Here is an 18,205-nt window from a genome sequence, read left to right as displayed (position 1 = left end):
CCCCTTTTTTCCAGGGTAGTTATCCGGGAGTTCCCCAAATTTTTCTTTTCCTGGCCTTCTAGCGTTTGAAGGTTATGATTATTTATTTCAGGATTTTCCATGTGTTTCCCCCTCCTGAATATTCATCTTACCTCAGCAGGAGACCCCTTCCTCGACAGTTCCGGCTTTGGCGGAACTGGCAGGTGGGGGAGGAATGCGTTCAAACATTCACCTCCTGGATTAAAGTTGTAGTTCTCGCACAGAGGCGAATACAGTTTTTCTTTACATTGACACTGTTTGAAATTACATTGCCAAATATATCTTGAATGGAAAAGAAGCCTGTGGCTCTTTTTCCCTTCACAAACCCTTCCCCTTTAACTGTTTTTACACGGTCAAATTTTCTAATTCCATATATTTTACCGGTTGGAATCTTCTTTTCTGATCTAGCACCTTTTGTCTGTTGGAAGTCCCCGGCAGAAACGTGTTTTTTATGGTAAACCGTATTATCCAGCTTTACCGTTTGTCCGTCCTCGCAGCAGATGGCAACAGCATCATTATAGTGAGTTTTAGGGAGCTTTAAAAACTGCTCTCTTTTGAACTTTGTCTCATATCCAAAAGTTTCTTCAAAGTTCCAACTTGATTTTTTAAGCTGGCTTTTGATAATTCCCATGTCGGTTGCATGTTTTGTTTTTGATTGCTTTTTCTTTAACTCAAACTCTCCGGCATGGAGGGCCTGGTGGCAGGTTCGGCATAAAGTAATAAGGTTCTCTGGATTATCGGGCCCTCCATCAGACCTGAAAATGATGTGGTGACACTGCAAATGCTTATCCTTTGATTTACCTTTACAGTGCTGGCATGTGTACCCGTCCCGGTCCAGTACGAAAGCCCTGGCGTTGTAGAAATCCTTCAGTAGACCTTCCTGATACTCAATACCTGAAACTTCCGGATTCGTTATTTTGTGAATGTCAAAGGAAGCCGTTTCGACCTTCCACTTCGTAACCGGTAAGATGGATTCCACAAAGTTCTTTTCTCTGATGTGAGATTCCAGCTTACTTCTTATTGAAGGGGCTAGCCTTCCTTCTTTCCTCGAAGCTGCCCTATTATTGAACCTTGTGGGCCTGTACCTTGTTTTCCGGCCTCTCCGGTTTCTTCGGTACATCCTCCGTTGATCCATCTTTTTAGAAATATCCTGTCTTAACTGAATTTCTGATTGATAGAGTACTTTTCCGTTAGCAATAGCAGCACAGCCAACAACTTTAGAGCCTGAGTCTATGCCTGCTATCACGGGCTGAGTGTACCCACTACTTCCAAAAAGCATTTTAATCGTAAATGGTGTAGTTCTCAAAACCTTTGCCTTACCTTCCCTCAAAAGCTTTCTGGCTTTTGAAGGTTTACAGGGCATTAGTGGTTTTCCGTTCTGGTTTTTTACGTAAACTAACATAGAGTTCACCTCCATTTTTTGGAGTTATGCGTATTGGGGGCTGTGGAGTCAACCCACCAAATCCGGCTTCCTCTCGATCTGATACTGAAAGGTTTGTATGATGCAAGCACTGTCCCTACCTCTCAGGACTGTTTAACCAGCATCCTTAGAGCCTGAAACTGAGGCGGCATTCCAGGGTAACTATAATATTCTTTCGTATCGGCTGCCAGTATTACAAAGCTCTTTACTGGCGATCTGGTCAACCAGGGACTTACCGAAACAAGCCCCTTACTCTAAAATCTTAGCCTGAAGGCGAAGGTTTTAGGGAGGGGTAGTTGACGGTGTCTCCTTTTTTGGAATTCTGGAGACCTCACCCACGTTTTTTCTTTCCAGAAGGTAATCTTTAAGTGCTTGTTTCCAGTGTCTCATAGGGTTCGTTTTTGTGTTCAGGAGAGCCAAATATTCCGGACTTTTTGCTTTTTTTGGAAATTCTTCACTGGTACAGGGAAATGTATTTTCTATGATAGAAGAAGCAAACTCATACCAGGGACACGCCCCTTCGTTTGTGATGTGGTAAATTCCAAGCCGCAATCCTATGATTTCCCTTGTTTTATTAGCAAGGTCCAAAGCGCAGGTGGGTTTTCCAAACTGGTCGTTTACAACCTTTACCACATCCATTTTTTCGGATAATTTCAACATGGTTTCAACAAAATTATTTCCGCCAATCCCGAAAAGCCATGATGTTCTTATTATCCTGTAATCGCTCATGTTCTCAGCGATTATTGTTTCTCCGAGCAGTTTTGACTACCCGTATGCATTAATAGGATTCGGGAAATCGGATTCAACAGACTCTTTTTTAGAACCTTCAAATACATAGTCCGTGCTGAAATGCACCAGTGTGGCTCCTGTTCCGGCGCAGGCTTCTGCAAGGTGCCCCGGGCCGTGCCCATTGATCCGGAAGGCCAGATCCCTCTTATCCTCGCAGGCTTCCACATCAGTGTAGACTGCGTTGTTGATTACAACATCCGGTTTTATTTTTACGAGGCTTGCTATCAGCCTGGTCCGGTCTGTGAGCTCCTGGTCTTTTTGGGTCAGCCTGACCGCTTCGGGAAAAGCCCTGCCCAGATCCTGGCCCAGCATCCCGCCGGCACCAAGGATCAGCGTCTTAATGGTTCCCACCACCATCTGTTTTCAACATACCATTTGACCGTGTTTTCAAGGGCTTCATCGAAACTGTATTCCGGGGTCCATCCCATTTTCCCCAGCTTACTGCAATCAAGGGAGTATCTGAAATCATGGCCTTTTCTGTCCTCCACGTACTCTATCAGGGATTCATCTTTTTCAAGTAATTTCAGCAGGCGATGGGTTATGTCGATATTTGTAAGCTCATTTCCACCCCCGATGTTGTAGATTTCTCCATCTTCTCCTTTATGGAGCACTAAGTCCACTGCCGAGCAGTGGTCTTTGACATCAATCCAGTCTCTGATGTTTTGACCTGTGCCGTACACCGGGATTTTTTGATCCTCAAGGAGGAGACTTGTGAAAAAAGGAATAAGCTTTTCAGGGTACTGGTACGGCCCGAAGTTATTCGTACACCGGGTAATTATCACCGGCAGGCCGTATGTTCTGTAAAATGAGAGGGCCAGGAGGTCCGAACCTGCTTTGCTTGAGGAATAGGGGCTTGAAGGGGAAAGGATATCCGTTTCTACAAATGAACCTTCCCTCCTATTCCCATAAACTTCATCGGTGGAAATATGTACAAACTTCCGGATTCCGTTTTCAAGTGCAGCCTGAAGAAGTGTATTTGTGCCAAGCATGTTCGTCCTGACAAAAATCGAGCCGTCCTCTATTGAACGGTCTACATGGCTTTCGGCTGCGAAGTGGACGACACAATCCGCATTTTTCATAGCCTTTTTGACAACTGCCGGATCGCAAATATCTCCTTTTATGAAAGTGTAATTCGGATTATCCCTGATGCTTCTAAGGTTTTCCGGATTTCCGGCATAGGTCAGTTTATCGAGGTTAACTATCCGGTAGTCTGGATATTTTTTCAGTATATGATGGATAAAATTACTGCCTATGAATCCACAACCACCGGTTACCAATAGTCTCAAATATTATCCCCCTCTGTTCCCCGGTTTATAAGAAGTTACATTGTATACTCACTCAGTTATATTATTTCGAATTTTAGTGTCAATAATTGTTTCAATTCAGATTCATATTGATTAATGTTTTCAAAGAAACTTTTAACTTTACCTGAAAACTTCTCAAAATTTTCATAATATTTATTGTTTACCAATTCCTTTTTGGTAAACCGCCACAACCTTTCAATAATATTTAAATTCGGTGAATATGGAGGCAAGAAATATAGTTCAATATTGTACCATTCGGCATACTTGGTTGTGAATTTTGCATGGTTATAGCGTGCATTATCCAATATTATGACTATTTTTTTGTCTGGATAAATGTCTCTTATTTTTGCAAAAAACTCCACTACTCTTTCCGAATTGCAATTTTCTTCTGTAATTGTTGATATTACTGATAAATCCAGAATATCGAGAGCACCAAGAATACTAATTCTTCGTCTTCCCGTATTTGTTTTCATCTTAATGGTTCTTTTTCTTCCTCTTAGTTGCCACATTCTTGCAGGTACAAGATTATGTATCATATGGCATGGATCAAAGAACAATACAATAGAATCGCTTTCAAGAAGATTTGTTATTTCATGTATCGTTTTTTTTGAGTGTTTATTGATGGTGCTTTCCCAGGAATTGATTTCGTTTTTTTGTAAGATAATCCTATTTTTTTTGCCAATTCTGAGATATATTTTACACTATACTCCACTCCAAAATTTTCCGCAATGTAATGCTGTATATCCGCTGCAACAGCAAATGATCCTTTATTAACCTCTTCTTTAATTTTTGAGATTTGCTCGGCGCTTAACTTCGAAGGCCTTCCCTTATATTGAAAATTAACTAAACCTTCAATACCATCTTTTCGATAAATCTCTACCCAATCAGTAATTGTATCAATACAAATAGACAAACTTTCGGCAACTTCTTTGTTTTTCTTGTTTTCATCAAGCATTTTAATTGCCAAAATTCTTTTGTAAGGTTTCTTGTTAGCTGTTGTTTTTTCTAACTCCAGTAACTGTTGCCTCTCTTCGGGGGTGAGTTTTATCCTGTAAAGTCGTTGTCCTTTTTTCATTGATGTATATATGAATTCATTACATATAATTCGGATTTATAATCCTGAACGAGTATATTTATCTCGTGTCGTAGAAGACTCCTTCCTCGATGTTTCTAATCGAAGATTAGAAACTCCTGTTAAACCTGCGGTTTAACACGACCGCCGTAGGCGGGCAGATGGGAAATGAATGCGACAAATTGGTTTAAATTTTAATTATTTGAATAAGTGTTGTCGATCTTGCAGTTAGTCGGATACAGTTCTTTTTGATGGTGACACTTGTAATTGTCGTGTTCCAGTTGATGTCACACAATACTCCGTATCCTTTGGACATTCGACCCTTTACGAATCCGTCTCCTTTTTTAGTTCTTATCTTGTCGAATTTTCTAATTCCGAATATTTTACCAGTTGTTATTGATTTTTCGGATCGTTTGCCTTTGGTTTGCTGGTAATCTCCCGCACTAACATGTCTTTTGAAATATACCGTATCATCCAGTTGAACATGTTGATTGTCAGTACAACATATTGCAATGGCATCGTTATAATGAGTTTTCGGCAGTTTTAGTATTTGTTCTCGTTTGAATTTTGACTCGTATCCAAATGTTTCGTCGAATTCCCATGATGACTTTTTAAGTTGAGATTTAATAATCCCGATTTCAATCGCGTGTTTTGTTTTGGAGGGAGATCCTGTAATTTCAAATTTACCTGCATGTAACTCGTCGTGGCAGGTACGACACAATGTGATAAGATTATCAGGAGTATCTGTACCACGATTCGATCTGAATATAATATGATGACAATCTAGTTTACGGTCTTTTGATTTGCCTTTACAATGCTGACATGTATATCCGTCTCTGTTCAGGACGTATGCTTTTGCGTTATACAGGTTTTTCATTGGACCATTTTGATATTCAGCTCCAGATACATTAGGATTGGTTATTTTGTGAATATCAAATGATGCAAGTTCGACTACCCATTTTGTTATCGGTAAAATGGACTCAACGACGTGTTCTTCTCTTCGATGAGATTCGATCTTGCTGCGGATTGACGGAGCTATTCTACCAGATTTTTTGGAGTTATGACGGTTGTTGAATCTTGCTGGTCGATATCTTGTTTTTCTACTTCTTCGTGTACGTCTATAACTGGATCGAGTTTTCATCTTTTTAGAGATGTCATCTCTGATCTCAATTTCAGACTGGTACACTACCTGATTATTGGAAACAGCAGCACAACCAATATGTTTTGATCCCGTGTCCATTCCTGCAATAATCGGCTGAGTATATTCTTTACTATCGTAAAGTAATTTGATTGTGAACGGAGTGGTTTTCATCACTTTTGCCCTGTTAGTTTTTAACAAAATCCTGGCTTTCGCGGGATTTGTTGGCATAAGCGGGTTTCCGTTCTTGTTCAGTACATATACAAACATTTGTAATTACTCCCAATTAAATAGGGTTATGCGTATCTGAACTTGTGGAGTCAAGTTCGGAATTCGTCTTCCTCTCGATCTGATATGGAAAGGTTTTGTATGATGCAAGCACTGTTCCTACCTCTCAGAACTGTTTAACTTAAACCCTTAGAGCCTGGAACTGAGACGGCATTCCAGGGTAACTATAATATTCTTTCCTATCGGCTACTGACTATATTAAACTCCTATTCAGTGATCTGGTCAATCGGGACTTGCTTTTACAAGCAAGCCCCTTCCTCGATGTTTCTAATCGAAGATTAGAAACTCCTGTTAAACCTACGGTTTAACATGACTCCGTGAGGAGGCAGGGAGGGGTTATTGACTTTCGGCGGACAGTTCAACACCAAGCCATTCCCAAGTAGTATTTGTTATTTTGATAGGGCATAAGAAAAATATATGACTTTGGAAACAGTGTTTATAAATATTGTATATAAATAAAAATCTCTAAGACATTTTAAAATGTTTTTACCAGCATCAGGTTACCTTTGGTTCTCATAGAGCATCTTGGTCTGTTTAAAAAAGTAGTCTCAAACCAGAGTCATCTGAAATCATAATCATCTGGACGGAGGCAGAAATAAAGTCAGTGAAGATTTCGTTTACGCTTAAATTATAAACCGGAAAAGCGGAGATCTTAAAAGCATTTCCGCTTTTCCTTTTTTTTTTCACTTTAGTTTCTTAAGTGTAGTCATTCCGACAAAGAGGATTGCTGCAAAACCTACAACGAAACCCATTATTTCTTTAGGTATTCCTTCTTTCGGGACATCGTTGGCGATTCCTTTTGCTTCGGAATAGGACACTTCATATTCTTCTTTCTGAGAAGACGGAGCTGTCATGGTGACTTTACCTTCAACTGCGCCATCATCATTCTTCGAGATTATTTTTAATTTATTGGAATTTGATGGGCTGGAGTCACTGCTCAAACTCGAAGTTGAACTTTGGTCTGAAACCCCTGCAGTTTCAATCGTCAGCTCTTTCTGATCTATACCCACAAGACCTTTTCCTTTTTCGTAGACCCCAGCAAAGAGCAGGTAGTCATCTGCGGACAGATCGAAGGTGGTCAGAGAGAGATTATATTGGTTTTCTTCTCCTACGGTTATTGTACCGTTGCCTTCTCCTATCAGGGTCTGGATCTCGGTCTGGAGTTCGTCTTTGCCAAGTTTGGACTTATAATTAGAAGAATTGATCTCAAATTCTTCAATTATATCAATTCCGTTCATTATCACATCCGTTCCGGCCCGGGTTCCGTCGGAGTTGAGCTCCATTTCTGCATAGTAAGCGCTTTCCTTTATAAGCACGGCCCCGTAGGTGAAAGTCCCGTCATCCGCACCCTCAAGGCCCAGGTTTATATCGAGGTTATTGCCTTCCTCAAGGGTCTCGCTGGCTTTGATTCCCAGGTCATATTCCAAAACCTCAAAGCAGGTCATGGAAATTATCTTATTCTCCCCACTGGTGTCGTTGAGCAGGATGAAGAGCCCATGGATTCCCGCAGGCTGGGTGCCGAGATCCAATGATGAGGACATGTCCCCGTTTTCGTCCAGAGCCAGAGTTTCCACCTGTGCGTATGAATCGACGGTGTCGTTAAAAATGTCCTTAAAGCTTTCCTGATTTTCTCCTTTGATGAGCTTGAAAACGTCGTAGATTGAACTCAGGCCCATACTTTCCATATCAACAAGGTAAATCTTGACTTCCTGATCCTTGAAGGCACTTGACCCATTGAAGTCCATTACCACGTTCTCATTTATTGTATAAAACGAGTGGGTGGCGTATGGATACGTCAGTGAGTAGTCCGTGTAGTTCTCAACATTTAATTCAAGGCTTGCTCCCGAAGATTCCACCTTATTTACCCCATTATAAGTGAAGCTGAAAGGCTCCGGAAGCCTGATCGCCTTGCCCCCCTCAAGAAATATCCAATTTCCCTCTTCTGCACTCTCGCTGTGGTCTGCAAAATAAATTGAATCTCCATTTTTCTCTACAGTTGCGATGTAATTATCTCCATCTGCGCAAGCTGTTGATTGTAAGGAGATTGTGGACAACAGGAACAAGAGTATCATTAACAATATCCCTGATCTTTTCTTCAATTAATACCCCCCATGAATGTGAATTTCCCAGGTATCCCGGATTTTTTTCTTCCATACCCCCTATGGAATTTTAACTGCCCCCTTCCTTTATTATATGTCTAATAGTCGGTTTTTGCGGTATATAATCTTTTACAATATATATTTATTTAATTATAATTCCTTCACTAAGTTATTTTCTGATCCGGGTGCCTATGGGAAAACAATCTTGAAAAAATGAAATCTGTTGTGAATTCTTTATATCTACCTCATATTTATCCTGTTTTTTTGATCCTTGAATATGAAAAGAGAACAATCAAACCTGCGGCAATTCCCCCTATCGTATAATATACGTTTTCTTTTTTGTCTTCTTTCCTTTCTGCTTCCACGGTGCTTGCGCCCACATTCACTGGGAGGGTTTCCTGGTTCATTTTATCTTTGAAGATGTTTTCATCTTTGTTTGATCCATTTTCTGCAGGAGTGCTTTCATCGAGAGCAGTTGGAGTCGAAATCTGATCTACCGGTGGAGTGATCAATTCCTTTGTTTCTTCCTCTACAGTGACGGATTCTACAGAAACAAGGGTATCTTTTAAGGTGATTTCTTTTGTGACCCCGCCCAGGTTTATCTCGAACTTGCCGGCGGGGATGGACTTCGTGTTATATCTATAGCTTAGTTTCCCTTCCGAATCAGCTTCTATCCTCTGAAAGGCTGTAATTTTCAGGTCCACACTTGATCCTTTTGCCTTTCCGTCGATCCTTATCGGATACTTGCCGGGAGGTACCCTGGACTGAGACACGGTAGCAGTCCCCCCATTTGCTTCCGAACTCATGGTTATCCAGATGAGCATCTTTACCCTTACTTTCAGGTCTTCCGCTCCCCTGGCCTCTACTGTAAAGCGATTATCAAATCCATCCGGAATTATTACGTCATTTAACGGATACTCGTAGCTCCCCTCTGAAACCCCAACTTCATTTTCAAAGGAAACCAGGATGTTGGTTTTTTCGTCAGGGTCTGCGTCTCCCCTTATTATTATCGTATCTCCAACGATCGGATTTTCAGGTGATATTTTCCATTCCGTTACTTCAGCGGCTGCAGGGGCAGTCGTCTGGGCTATCAGCAAGGACATGAAGAGCAGAAATATTAGTGTTTTTACAGTCTCCTGCCTGCCGGCTGTGAATATAATGAGTTTCAAAGGAATTCCCCCTAAGGCCCAGTGTTTTATTTCAGGCCTTTTTCCTCTTCTCCCCGTTTTCCGGTTTTATACTGCTATACAATGATTTAAAAATTCAATTAATTATTTAAACCACTGGATTTTATGCTTCTCATCTTTTATTTGATTTTGCTTATGCAATATTCTTAAAGAGGATTTTCTCTTCCTGAATGATTTTTGTGCTTTTTGAATAAGGGTTTGTTTTGGGTTACTTACTTTTTTGAGATCCGTCTCATTTTTTATCGATTAGTTCTATTGGGTATCTATTTATATTATTATGCGTATTTTTACATAAAAAACGAAAAATATTCTTGCTAGGGGGGGTTAGCAGGTTAACTAGTATAATTTCGTCCAGTGCGATATCTTCGAGTGCACTTTCTATGATGGCTGCACCAGGTCTTGCTGAATATGGGTCCATAGTTGTAATCGCATTGGTTTCCCTGTATTCATTCAAGGAGATCTTTTCAGGATCTAAGTTTTGGGGAAAAGCTCTGGACAGTTCTTTAAATATGGGAATCATTCCGCTGGTAGTGTGCTTCTGTGCAGTGCTTGTATTCAATATTGCAGGTCTTTTTTAAAATCCATGTGGTTTTCTGCAATCTTGAATCCCTTTTATTTTTTTCTTATCCTTTTCTTGCCCTTTTGAGTGTATATTCTAGAATGCTAAATCTTAAATTTGTTGAAGGTGTTTATTTTTTTATTGGGGGTTTTTTTGGGTACTGATAATGTTTATGAGTTACGCACTTGAGATGTAAAAACAAGCACATAAGAGCTTGTCATGAATATTGTGCTTTAGACAGTTTGGTGCTTCATGCCACTGGCTTTTTGTTCAACTGCGTAAGTCCTAATAATGCTTTAAAAAGAGCCGAACATAGGCGACGAGAACAGATTAAGTTGGCCATGTTCACGATAGCAAATTATCTTTGTAAGCATTATGATAAAATTTTAATTGGTGATTATACACCATCCATTGACGTAGCACCATTTAAAAACATGAGAAGAAATGTTAAATAACACCCATATCGGAACTTTGATAAATGTTATTAAGTGGGTCGCTGAAAAATGTGGTAAATTATTTATAAAAGTCGATGAATACCATACAACTAAAGAATGTTGTATTTGTGGGGATCTGGAAAAAAATCTCCAGATATAAGAACATTCACATGCAAATCATGTGGTACAATGTTATCAAGAGATATCAACAGTGCCATAAATATAGCTAAAAAAGAACTACCTTTGTCTTGCACGGACTATGAAGGTAATTTAGAAAAGCCTTTGTATATAGCATATTGGAGATTTAATAAATCCCGAATTAATGTGCTAATAAATTAAACGAGAAAGTGGTACTTTCTTACCTATGTGTATATAATTATATAAAATTGTGTATATTCAGGAGTGCGAAACTTTGATTGGATGGAATGTCTTACCATATACAGAGAAAGGGATGTTGTTGAAAAATGATTCAAAACGATGAAGAATGACATCCAATCACTTCCACTTAATACAAAAAAAGATTCGACTACAAAAGGATTCTTATTCGTTTGTTTCATCGGGCTCATAATGAGAATGAGGCTATTGAACACAATGAGAGAGAAAGAGATTGTCAAGGACTATACAGTAGAAAGTTTACTTTTGGAACTTGAAAAGATCAAAAATATATTTTGAAAATATTGAATTTATGCGCCTAAAAATGCGGAAGTTAGGTTTGTAGCAGATATCTTGTGAACTGGTATGCAAACTAAAGATTTAAAGATACCACTCATTTCTTTGGAGCATATACCTCGCTTATGGGGACAAAATGATGTTCTTATTTTTCTGGTTGATCTAGATGACTATGGTGTATTAGATACGGAACACCTGGACGGCATTGAGAAGGAATATCTTGAGAGATTAAAAACAGCTTATTTTAAAAAAAGATATATTGTTTCCAGAATGGTTCTGAAATGTGTCCTGTGCCGGCTCCTTAAGGAAAAGTACGTATCTGACATATCCATGTATAAGGATGAATATGGAAAAATCCATACATACTCCCATGAAGAGTTACATCTCTGCATCTCATATACTGAAAATATTGTTGCCCTTGCAGTATCAAAGGTTGAGGTCGGGATTGATGTTGAGTTTAGGAAAAAGCGGTCTCTTTCTAAAATTTCAAAATTCCTGCACAACGAAACTTTGCAAAATGGTAAATCCGAAAACAATCTTGATATTTTAACTAGATGGACCCTAAATGAAGCATATTGCAAGTTTTCAAATGAGAGTGTTTTTTCCACTTTTACCAAAGAACTGAACCTCAACAACCTCTTTCATTCAAGCCATATTATAGACAAAATGTATATACTTACTATAATTACCGGTGACAACCGACATATGATTAATATAAATCGTCTTCAGAAAATAGACTGTCGATGAGAACTTAACTTATCTATGACTTGACTTTCAAAGGTGCATGGTTTTTCGTGATCCATCGACTTTGTTAGTCCAGGCCTAAGGACTGAATAATCCTATTGATAACGTTTTTGTTGAAATTACAGGTATTTTCCCAGGTTCAAGAAAGAGAATAATGATGCTTGCTTTATGTCAAGCTCTTCTAAAATTATTTTGAATGATTTTGATTTTTTTCTTGGACTATAGCCAGCCTGATTCGAGGCTGTCTTAAAATTCAAGCCATTTATTTCAGTTCAAATGAGTAAGTTCTTTCCCAGTTGTAGAACCAAGTTAAATTTTAAGACACGCTCTTAGAAATGATCGTATAAATTGAAAAGACACATGCAGAAAGTGGGATAACTGACACGGGAAACAATATGACAAACGATACAATAGACAATATTAACAATTTATAAAGGAATCATTATAAATAATTGATAATACATAAATACTAATGGGGATTACTCAAATATTTATGGGGAAGCTAAATTCACGGGGGCGTTAACAAGATGAAAGTGTATACTACTGCGATTCCAAATTATATACCCAAATTCGGACTTTGAAATAGACCTGTGGGTCAACGTGAAGAACCACAGATGGACACAGATAACACGGATTTACGTCATCCTTGTCCATCAGCGTTTATCCGTGATTTTATCTTTTATTTTGGAACCGATACGCTACAATCTGTTGTTTTATAAACTTGTGGATTCCATAACCCTGATATCACTTTAGAAGTCAGGGGATGGAAATGTCCTGAATGCAGGACGTTCCATGATAGGGACATTAACGCCGTAATTAACATTAAAAAGTTTGCACTTGCGAACACATAAAGATACTCCACTGGAACGGTGGGATGGTCTGTGAACTAGTAGAATTTGCGCCGGGGTATGAAGCATGAAGCCCATTAAATCTTTAGATTTAGCGGGTAGTTCACTTGCCATATGAATGGGGGGGGTTAAGGTCAAATGGAACCTATAAAGAATGATATACTTAGTTATCTGAAAGACAATTCTTTTATGGAAACTAACATTGATTTGAAAGATAACGATTCTCTCACACAGAACGGAATCATGGATTCAATCGGGCTTCTTGAACTGATGGACTATATCTGTCAAAAATATACCCTCGAAATTCCCGAGGATAAGCTGACGCCGGAAAACTTTGATTCACTGCAGGGGATCACTAACCTAATTGTCAAACTGACAAAGTGAGAGATATGGGAATCGATGCTTATATCACAGAATACGCCAGAAAAACACCTACTCAAATTGCTCTTGAAGATGGAAGAAACTCCATCTCCTACACCTGTCTCGATGAGGATATAGATGCTATTGCTTCGTCCATGGGGGACTTCAGGCATTGCAGATTTGCAATCCTGGCGGAGTCCGGAATACAATATATAAAGATTCTCATGGCAATATACCGGTCAGCTAACATTGCAATACCTCTCCCGATCGAAATGCCGAGATTCAGTCTGGAACAAATTCTTGATAATGCCCATGTCAATAACATAATTGCAACAGAGGCACAGTACTCAAAATATGGTGAGGACTTTTTTGAGCGTTTTGGGACCGTAATTGTTGTTTCAAATGATACTTTTGTAAATACCTTGCGTAAAATGATCATAACCGAGAACAACAATCCGGACCTGAGGCTGGTTCTGTACACATCCGGCACAACAGATACTCCAAAAGGAGTCATGTTAAGTGACCGAAACCTGGTAGCAAATGGAGAATCGATAATCGAGGTACTCGGCATAACAACCAATGATAAGGGAGCACTGGTTATATCCCCACATCATGCTTTTGGGAATTCCATTATCGATTCCCACCTGATTGCCGGGGGGTCTGTCAGAATAGGGAGTATGAATTTCATAGGATCTACTTACAGCCTGATTGAATCAGGAGTGACCATATTCTACGGGGTACCCAGCACTTATCGTATCCTCCTTCGCTATCCTGAAAGGTTCAAAAAAGCATTTGAATATGTCAGGATTGCCGCGTCCGCAGGTGGGGGAATGGATGCATTAACCGTGAAAGAGATAAGGGAGCTGAGTCCCAGTACGGTTATTCTGCCAATGTACGGCCAGACTGAAGCCACAGCACGGTTGGCCTACCTGCCACCAGAGGATGTGGGCAGGTTCGTTGATACAATAGGCAAGCCGATTCCCGGCGTCATGCTTGATGTATTCGATGATGAAAGCAGGCCGGTAGGGCCAAATATCAGGGGTGAACTGGTTGCCAGGGGTGAGAATATTCTATTAGGTTACCTGGACGACGAGATCGCCACTGAGAAGAAATTCATAAATGGGTGGATGTGCACGGGGGACCTGGCACAGAAATTGCCCAACGGTTATTTCAGGCTGCTCGGCCGAAAAGATGATCTCATAAAAATAGGCGATCATCGTGTGAATCCGAGGGAAATTGAAAAACACATAGAAAATAACACTGAGGTTTCCAGGGTTTTTGTCGTACCGGTATCTCATGAGTTTATGGGGACTGCGATTAGCCTCATGGTCATTCCAAAAGAAGGGACAGAAGTCGAAGCTCTTTTTTCATTCTGCCGGAAGAATTTGCCCGGGTACCTGTGTCCCAGAGAGATTCTTTTCATCGACTGTCTCCCATTAAGCGAGAATGGGAAAATATCCAATCGATCAATTATAAGGGAGTACAAAAATGTCAAAAATTGTGTGTAAAAAGTGTGTTCTGGACTCGGATATGCCAGGCATAGATATCAATGAGGAAAGTGGTCTCTGTCATTTTTGCGAAACGTATGTTCCTCTTTCTGCACAGGAAAAGAGCAAATATCTGGCGAAAATGGAAGAACTCTTCAAGGAATACGGGGGCAGGGGTAAGTACGACGTGATCTTTGCGCTTTCCGGGGGGAAGGACTCTTCATACACGCTTCACAAACTCAATAAAGAATATCCTTTCCTGAAGGTTCTGGCCGTCCAGTTTGATAACGGGTTCATATCTGACAACGCTGTAGAAAACGCGAAAAATATGTGTGAACTCACGGGATCTGATTATTTTAAACTGACGATGGAAAAGGAGAACCTGTACGAAACGTTCCGAAAAGCTGCGGAATCCCGTGATGCATTCCCGAAGTTTGCCAAATACAGAGCAAGCGACATATGCAATACCTGTATCAGTATCATCAAACAAAAGTTGATAGAAGAGGCTATTGTTCAGGATGCACCGTTCATTATTTTTGCATTCACCCCGGGGCAGTCTCCCAATCCCATAATTCCTCTGACAGCTAATTTCATAAGATGGTCCAGGAACCTTTTTGAGAAACAACTTCTAAAAATGGGCATTGAGGATACGAATGAAAAATTCCTGCTAAAAAATGATGTTGTTGAAAGCATGGGTGAGGAAGGGCCGAAGATGCTTCATCCACTATGTCTGTGGGATTACAACGAAGAAAAAATACTGGAGGCTCTTGTGGAGATCGGATGGACCCCTCCGGATCTCAATGACAGCAATTCTACCAACTGCAAATTGAATTCTTTTGCCTGTTATAACCACCTAAAAAAATACGGGATCCACCCATATGCCTTTGACATAGCGGGAATTGTCCGAAGCGGGGATATGTCAAGGGAAGTAGGGCTTGAAAAACTTCATCAGGAACTGTCACAACCACTTATAGATGAAGCTGCAAAGAATCTAAATTACAGGTCAACTACCCCACGCTGAAGAAGCTGTCCGACAATTCAATTTCAGGCAAAAACCGGTAAAAAAGAAGGTATATAAAGCCTTTAAATCGAAAAAAACAGAATTTTGATATTACTGATAGTAATTGTCGGACAGCCTGTGAAGCAGTGGGGCTTGTATAAGCCCTGGTTGACCAGCCTAAGTCTTAATTGACGACGTTGAAAATGTCATGATACCTGCGAATGCTTCCTCAGTTTGCAGCTCTATCGTGTAGTATTAAAAGTCCTGGGAGGTAGGGACGGTGTACTACGCCTGACAAGCATTTCCAACATTGGCGAGGGGAGACAATTTAAAAATTGCGTTACCTGCCGCGGAAATTCGTTTCCAAAGAAGAGCGGAGAAATCCAAATATGGCATTCGTACTAAACAAGAACAAAGAGTCTTTAAGTCCCTGCCACGAAGCAGTTGCAAGAAAACTGCTTAAAGCGGGAAAAGCGGTTATTCACAAAAAATATCCCTTTACAATCCGACTCAAAGAGCTGAAAGAGTCTAAGGACAATTCCGAATTTCGGCTCAAAATAGACTATGGTAGCCGACATACTGGCCTTGCTATCCTGAAAGGTTCAACGGTAATCTGGACGGCCCAACTGCATCACAGGACAGGAATTAAAACGAAACTTGATGACAGAAGAGCAATGAGGAGAACCCGAAGAAACCGCAAAACCAGATACAGAAAGCCGAGGTTCATGAACCGGAAAAGAAGGGAAGGCTGGCTGCCTCCATCCCTGCAAAGCCGTGTAGATAACATAGGAAATTGGGCCGATAGGCTCAGGAAACTCTGCCCACTGACACATATTTCCTATGAGAACTGCAAGTTTGATACTCAACTCATGCAAAACCCTGAGATAAGTGGAATTGAGTATCAGCAGGGAGAACTGCAAGGTTATGAGGTCCGGGAATACCTGCTTGAAAAATTCGGTAGAAAATGTGTGTACTGCGGAGCTGAAAATGTTCCTTTAGAAATTGAGCATATAATTCCTAAAAGTAGAGACGGCTCAAGCAGGATTTCTAACCTAACTTTAGCTTGCAGAGAATGCAACCAGAAGAAAGGAAACAGAACGGCGGAAGAATTCGGACATCCGGAAGTACACGAACTGGTCAAAAAACCACTTAAAGATGCCGCGATTGTAACTGCTACCAGATGGAAGGTTTTTGAAGTGTTGAATAGAACGGGCCTTCCTGTAGAATGCGGTACAGGCGCAAGAACGAAAATGAACAGGATCAAAGCAGGAATTCAAAAGGATCACCATTTTGATGCTGTTTTTGTAGGCGAATCCACACCAGAAACAATCAAGTTTGCAACAAAGAGCGTACTGCACATCAAAGCAAAGGGAAGAGGGCAGTACAAAAGAACAAATCTCGATAAGTACGGCTTTCCACGGTCATACTTGCCCCGGCAAAAAACCTTTTTCGGATTTCAAACTGGCGATACAATCAAAGCTGTTGTAACTGGAGGGAAGTACAAAGGGATCTGGTTTGGCTCCGTTGCTTGTAGGAAATCGGGCAGTTTTGACATTAAAAACAAGGAAGGAAAAAGAATTGCACAGGGAATTAATAAAAAATACTTCAAAGTGGTACAGAGAGGAGATGGCTACGAATATTCGGCAGATGAGTACGGCATTCCTCCCGGCGCTAAAGCAACCGGGCTTCCTGCCTGTTGATCCGTGAATCTTCTAACCATTGTGGGGGCAAGATCATGCAAATAATAGACAAACTTAATGGAAACATTGAAAAGCTTGCAATGGAGCTAAGGGGCTTTATCCGGGACCATGTGGCCGGTTTCAAGAAAAAGGGTGTAATCATAGGAGTTTCGGGAGGTGTCGATTCAGCCGTAATTCTTATGCTTTCCATACAGGAACTTGGAAAGGATAATGTTTACGGTCTGCTCCTTCCTGAAAAAGAATCGGCTCCTTCGAGTAGAACTCTTGGAGCAGGAATTTGTGAAAGCCTTGGTGTGTCTTATGAAGAGGTTCCCATCTCTCCTGTACTGGAATCACTTGATATCTATGAGAAGAAAAACCGACTTATAAAGAGGACCTGCCCCGAATATGACCCGGAGATCCACAAAACGTCCCTGGTACTGCCTGATTTCCTTAACCAGGGGCTGTTAAACGTTCCGTATATACAGTTGATAAAAGACGGAGAACCAGTTGGAAAATACAGGTTGAAGGCAAGCGATTATCTGGAACTGATCGGACTGCAGAACGTCAAACAGAGGTCCAGAATGATGGTCCAGTATATGTATGCTGAGAAAATGAATTACCTCGTTTGTGGCACAACCAACAAGACAGAGATGGCTCTTGGACAGTTCGTGAAATACGGGGATGGAGGAGTGGATATTGAACCCCTGGCGGATTGTTATAAGACCCAGGTCTATGCCCTGGCAAAACACCTCAATGTCAACGAAGAGATTATAAAGCGGCCGCCAAGTGCTGACACCTGGAGCCACTATACCTCTGATGAGGACTTCTACTGGCGCATGCCCATTCATACTATGGACCAGTTACTGTATGCCCTGGAACACCGGCTGTCCGTAGAAGTAATTGAGCAGAACACCGGTCTGTCCGAAGAGACCATCAGCAAGGCTCAAAAGCATATTGATAGAATAAAAGATACTACCGAATATGTGAGGGCAGCCGCACCTATCTACTCTCTGGACAGCTAAGCCATAGCTTTTAGGTTGCAGCTTTTTCTATTTACCTCCCAGTTATCTGCATATATGCTTTTCAGTAATCAAAATTTAGATTCAT

16 protein-coding genes and 3 pseudogenes are annotated in these 18,205 nt (G+C 40.6%); 10 read left to right on the top strand and 9 right to left on the bottom strand.

Annotation, left to right across the window (positions count from 1 at the left end; all coding sequences use genetic code 11):
* Positions 1–199 precede the first annotated feature (199 nt).
* From iscB (ACZ5QV_RS05700) to ACZ5QV_RS05660, 9 genes and pseudogenes are all read right to left on the bottom strand, one after another.
* A complete protein-coding gene (iscB, locus tag ACZ5QV_RS05700; protein ID WP_464601617.1) occupies positions 200–1,420 on the bottom strand; it encodes an RNA-guided endonuclease IscB in 1,221 nt (406 codons plus the stop codon).
* A 300-nt stretch (positions 1,421–1,720) separates the two neighbouring features.
* A pseudogene (rfbD, locus tag ACZ5QV_RS05695) lies at positions 1,721–2,539 on the bottom strand (dTDP-4-dehydrorhamnose reductase).
* A 17-nt stretch (positions 2,540–2,556) separates the two neighbouring features.
* Positions 2,557–3,513, bottom strand: a complete 957-nt coding sequence (rfbB, locus tag ACZ5QV_RS05690) for a dTDP-glucose 4,6-dehydratase (RefSeq protein WP_464601616.1) — start codon at positions 3,511–3,513, stop codon at positions 2,557–2,559.
* A gap of 56 nt (positions 3,514–3,569) precedes the next feature.
* Positions 3,570–4,094 carry an IS630 family transposase gene (locus ACZ5QV_RS05685; RefSeq protein ID WP_464602039.1) on the bottom strand — a complete coding sequence of 175 codons (525 nt, stop codon included), beginning with the start codon at positions 4,092–4,094 and terminating at the stop codon, positions 3,570–3,572.
* Positions 4,095–4,117: 23 nt separating this feature from the next.
* On the bottom strand, positions 4,118–4,606 hold the full coding sequence (locus tag ACZ5QV_RS05680; RefSeq protein ID WP_464600751.1) for a helix-turn-helix domain-containing protein: 489 nt from the start codon (positions 4,604–4,606) through the stop codon (positions 4,118–4,120).
* Between the two features lie 184 nt (positions 4,607–4,790).
* A complete protein-coding gene (gene iscB, locus ACZ5QV_RS05675) occupies positions 4,791–6,011 on the bottom strand; it encodes an RNA-guided endonuclease IscB (protein WP_464601615.1) in 1,221 nt (406 codons plus the stop codon).
* 701 nt (positions 6,012–6,712) lie between these two features.
* The gene (locus ACZ5QV_RS05670; protein WP_464601614.1) at positions 6,713–8,101 is read right to left on the bottom strand and encodes a TIGR04279 domain-containing protein; all 1,389 of its coding nucleotides are present in this window, start codon (positions 8,099–8,101) and stop codon (positions 6,713–6,715) included.
* A gap of 278 nt (positions 8,102–8,379) precedes the next feature.
* Positions 8,380–9,297, bottom strand: coding sequence for a hypothetical protein (locus ACZ5QV_RS05665; protein WP_464601613.1), 918 nt, complete (start codon positions 9,295–9,297; stop codon positions 8,380–8,382).
* A 250-nt stretch (positions 9,298–9,547) separates the two neighbouring features.
* Complete coding sequence (locus ACZ5QV_RS05660) at positions 9,548–9,835, bottom strand: hypothetical protein (RefSeq protein ID WP_464601612.1); 288 nt, start codon at positions 9,833–9,835, stop codon at positions 9,548–9,550.
* Positions 9,836–10,318: 483 nt separating this feature from the next.
* Between ACZ5QV_RS05660 and ACZ5QV_RS05655 the strand changes: the two genes are divergently transcribed.
* The 10 genes and pseudogenes from ACZ5QV_RS05655 (at position 10,319) to nadE (ending at position 18,120) form a co-directional block, all read left to right on the top strand.
* Entirely contained in the window at positions 10,319–10,468 is a 150-nt protein-coding gene (locus tag ACZ5QV_RS05655) for a zinc ribbon domain-containing protein (protein ID WP_464601611.1), read from the top strand.
* Positions 10,426–10,647, top strand: coding sequence for a zinc ribbon domain-containing protein (locus ACZ5QV_RS05650; protein ID WP_464601610.1), 222 nt, complete (start codon positions 10,426–10,428; stop codon positions 10,645–10,647). Before ACZ5QV_RS05655 ends, ACZ5QV_RS05650 begins: the two co-directional genes overlap by 43 nt.
* Positions 10,648–10,701: 54 nt before the next feature.
* Positions 10,702–10,974: pseudogene (locus ACZ5QV_RS05645) on the top strand (IS1634 family transposase); the annotation flags it as partial.
* A gap of 72 nt (positions 10,975–11,046) precedes the next feature.
* Entirely contained in the window at positions 11,047–11,724 is a 678-nt protein-coding gene (locus ACZ5QV_RS05640; RefSeq protein WP_464601609.1) for a 4'-phosphopantetheinyl transferase family protein, read from the top strand.
* A gap of 719 nt (positions 11,725–12,443) precedes the next feature.
* A pseudogene (locus ACZ5QV_RS05635) lies at positions 12,444–12,572 on the top strand (zinc ribbon domain-containing protein); the annotation flags it as partial.
* 135 nt (positions 12,573–12,707) lie between these two features.
* A complete protein-coding gene (locus tag ACZ5QV_RS05630) occupies positions 12,708–12,953 on the top strand; it encodes an acyl carrier protein (protein ID WP_464601608.1) in 246 nt (81 codons plus the stop codon).
* Between the two features lie 5 nt (positions 12,954–12,958).
* Positions 12,959–14,437: a class I adenylate-forming enzyme family protein gene (locus tag ACZ5QV_RS05625; protein WP_464601607.1), complete on the top strand. Its 1,479-nt coding sequence runs from the start codon at positions 12,959–12,961 to the stop codon at positions 14,435–14,437.
* Positions 14,418–15,437: an adenine nucleotide alpha hydrolase family protein gene (locus ACZ5QV_RS05620; RefSeq protein WP_464601606.1), complete on the top strand. Its 1,020-nt coding sequence runs from the start codon at positions 14,418–14,420 to the stop codon at positions 15,435–15,437. Before ACZ5QV_RS05625 ends, ACZ5QV_RS05620 begins: the two co-directional genes overlap by 20 nt.
* A 368-nt stretch (positions 15,438–15,805) precedes the next feature.
* Positions 15,806–17,116 carry an RNA-guided endonuclease IscB gene (iscB, locus tag ACZ5QV_RS05615; protein WP_464601605.1) on the top strand — a complete coding sequence of 437 codons (1,311 nt, stop codon included), beginning with the start codon at positions 15,806–15,808 and terminating at the stop codon, positions 17,114–17,116.
* Between the two features lie 35 nt (positions 17,117–17,151).
* Positions 17,152–18,120, top strand: a complete 969-nt coding sequence (gene nadE, locus ACZ5QV_RS05610; RefSeq protein WP_464601604.1) for an NAD(+) synthase — start codon at positions 17,152–17,154, stop codon at positions 18,118–18,120.
* Positions 18,121–18,205: the final 85 nt, after the last annotated feature.

It is taken from the genome of Methanosarcina baltica, assembly GCF_055394095.1.
The sequence above is the reverse complement of the archived record's forward strand: the minus strand, read 5'-3'. Positions and strand labels throughout refer to the sequence as shown.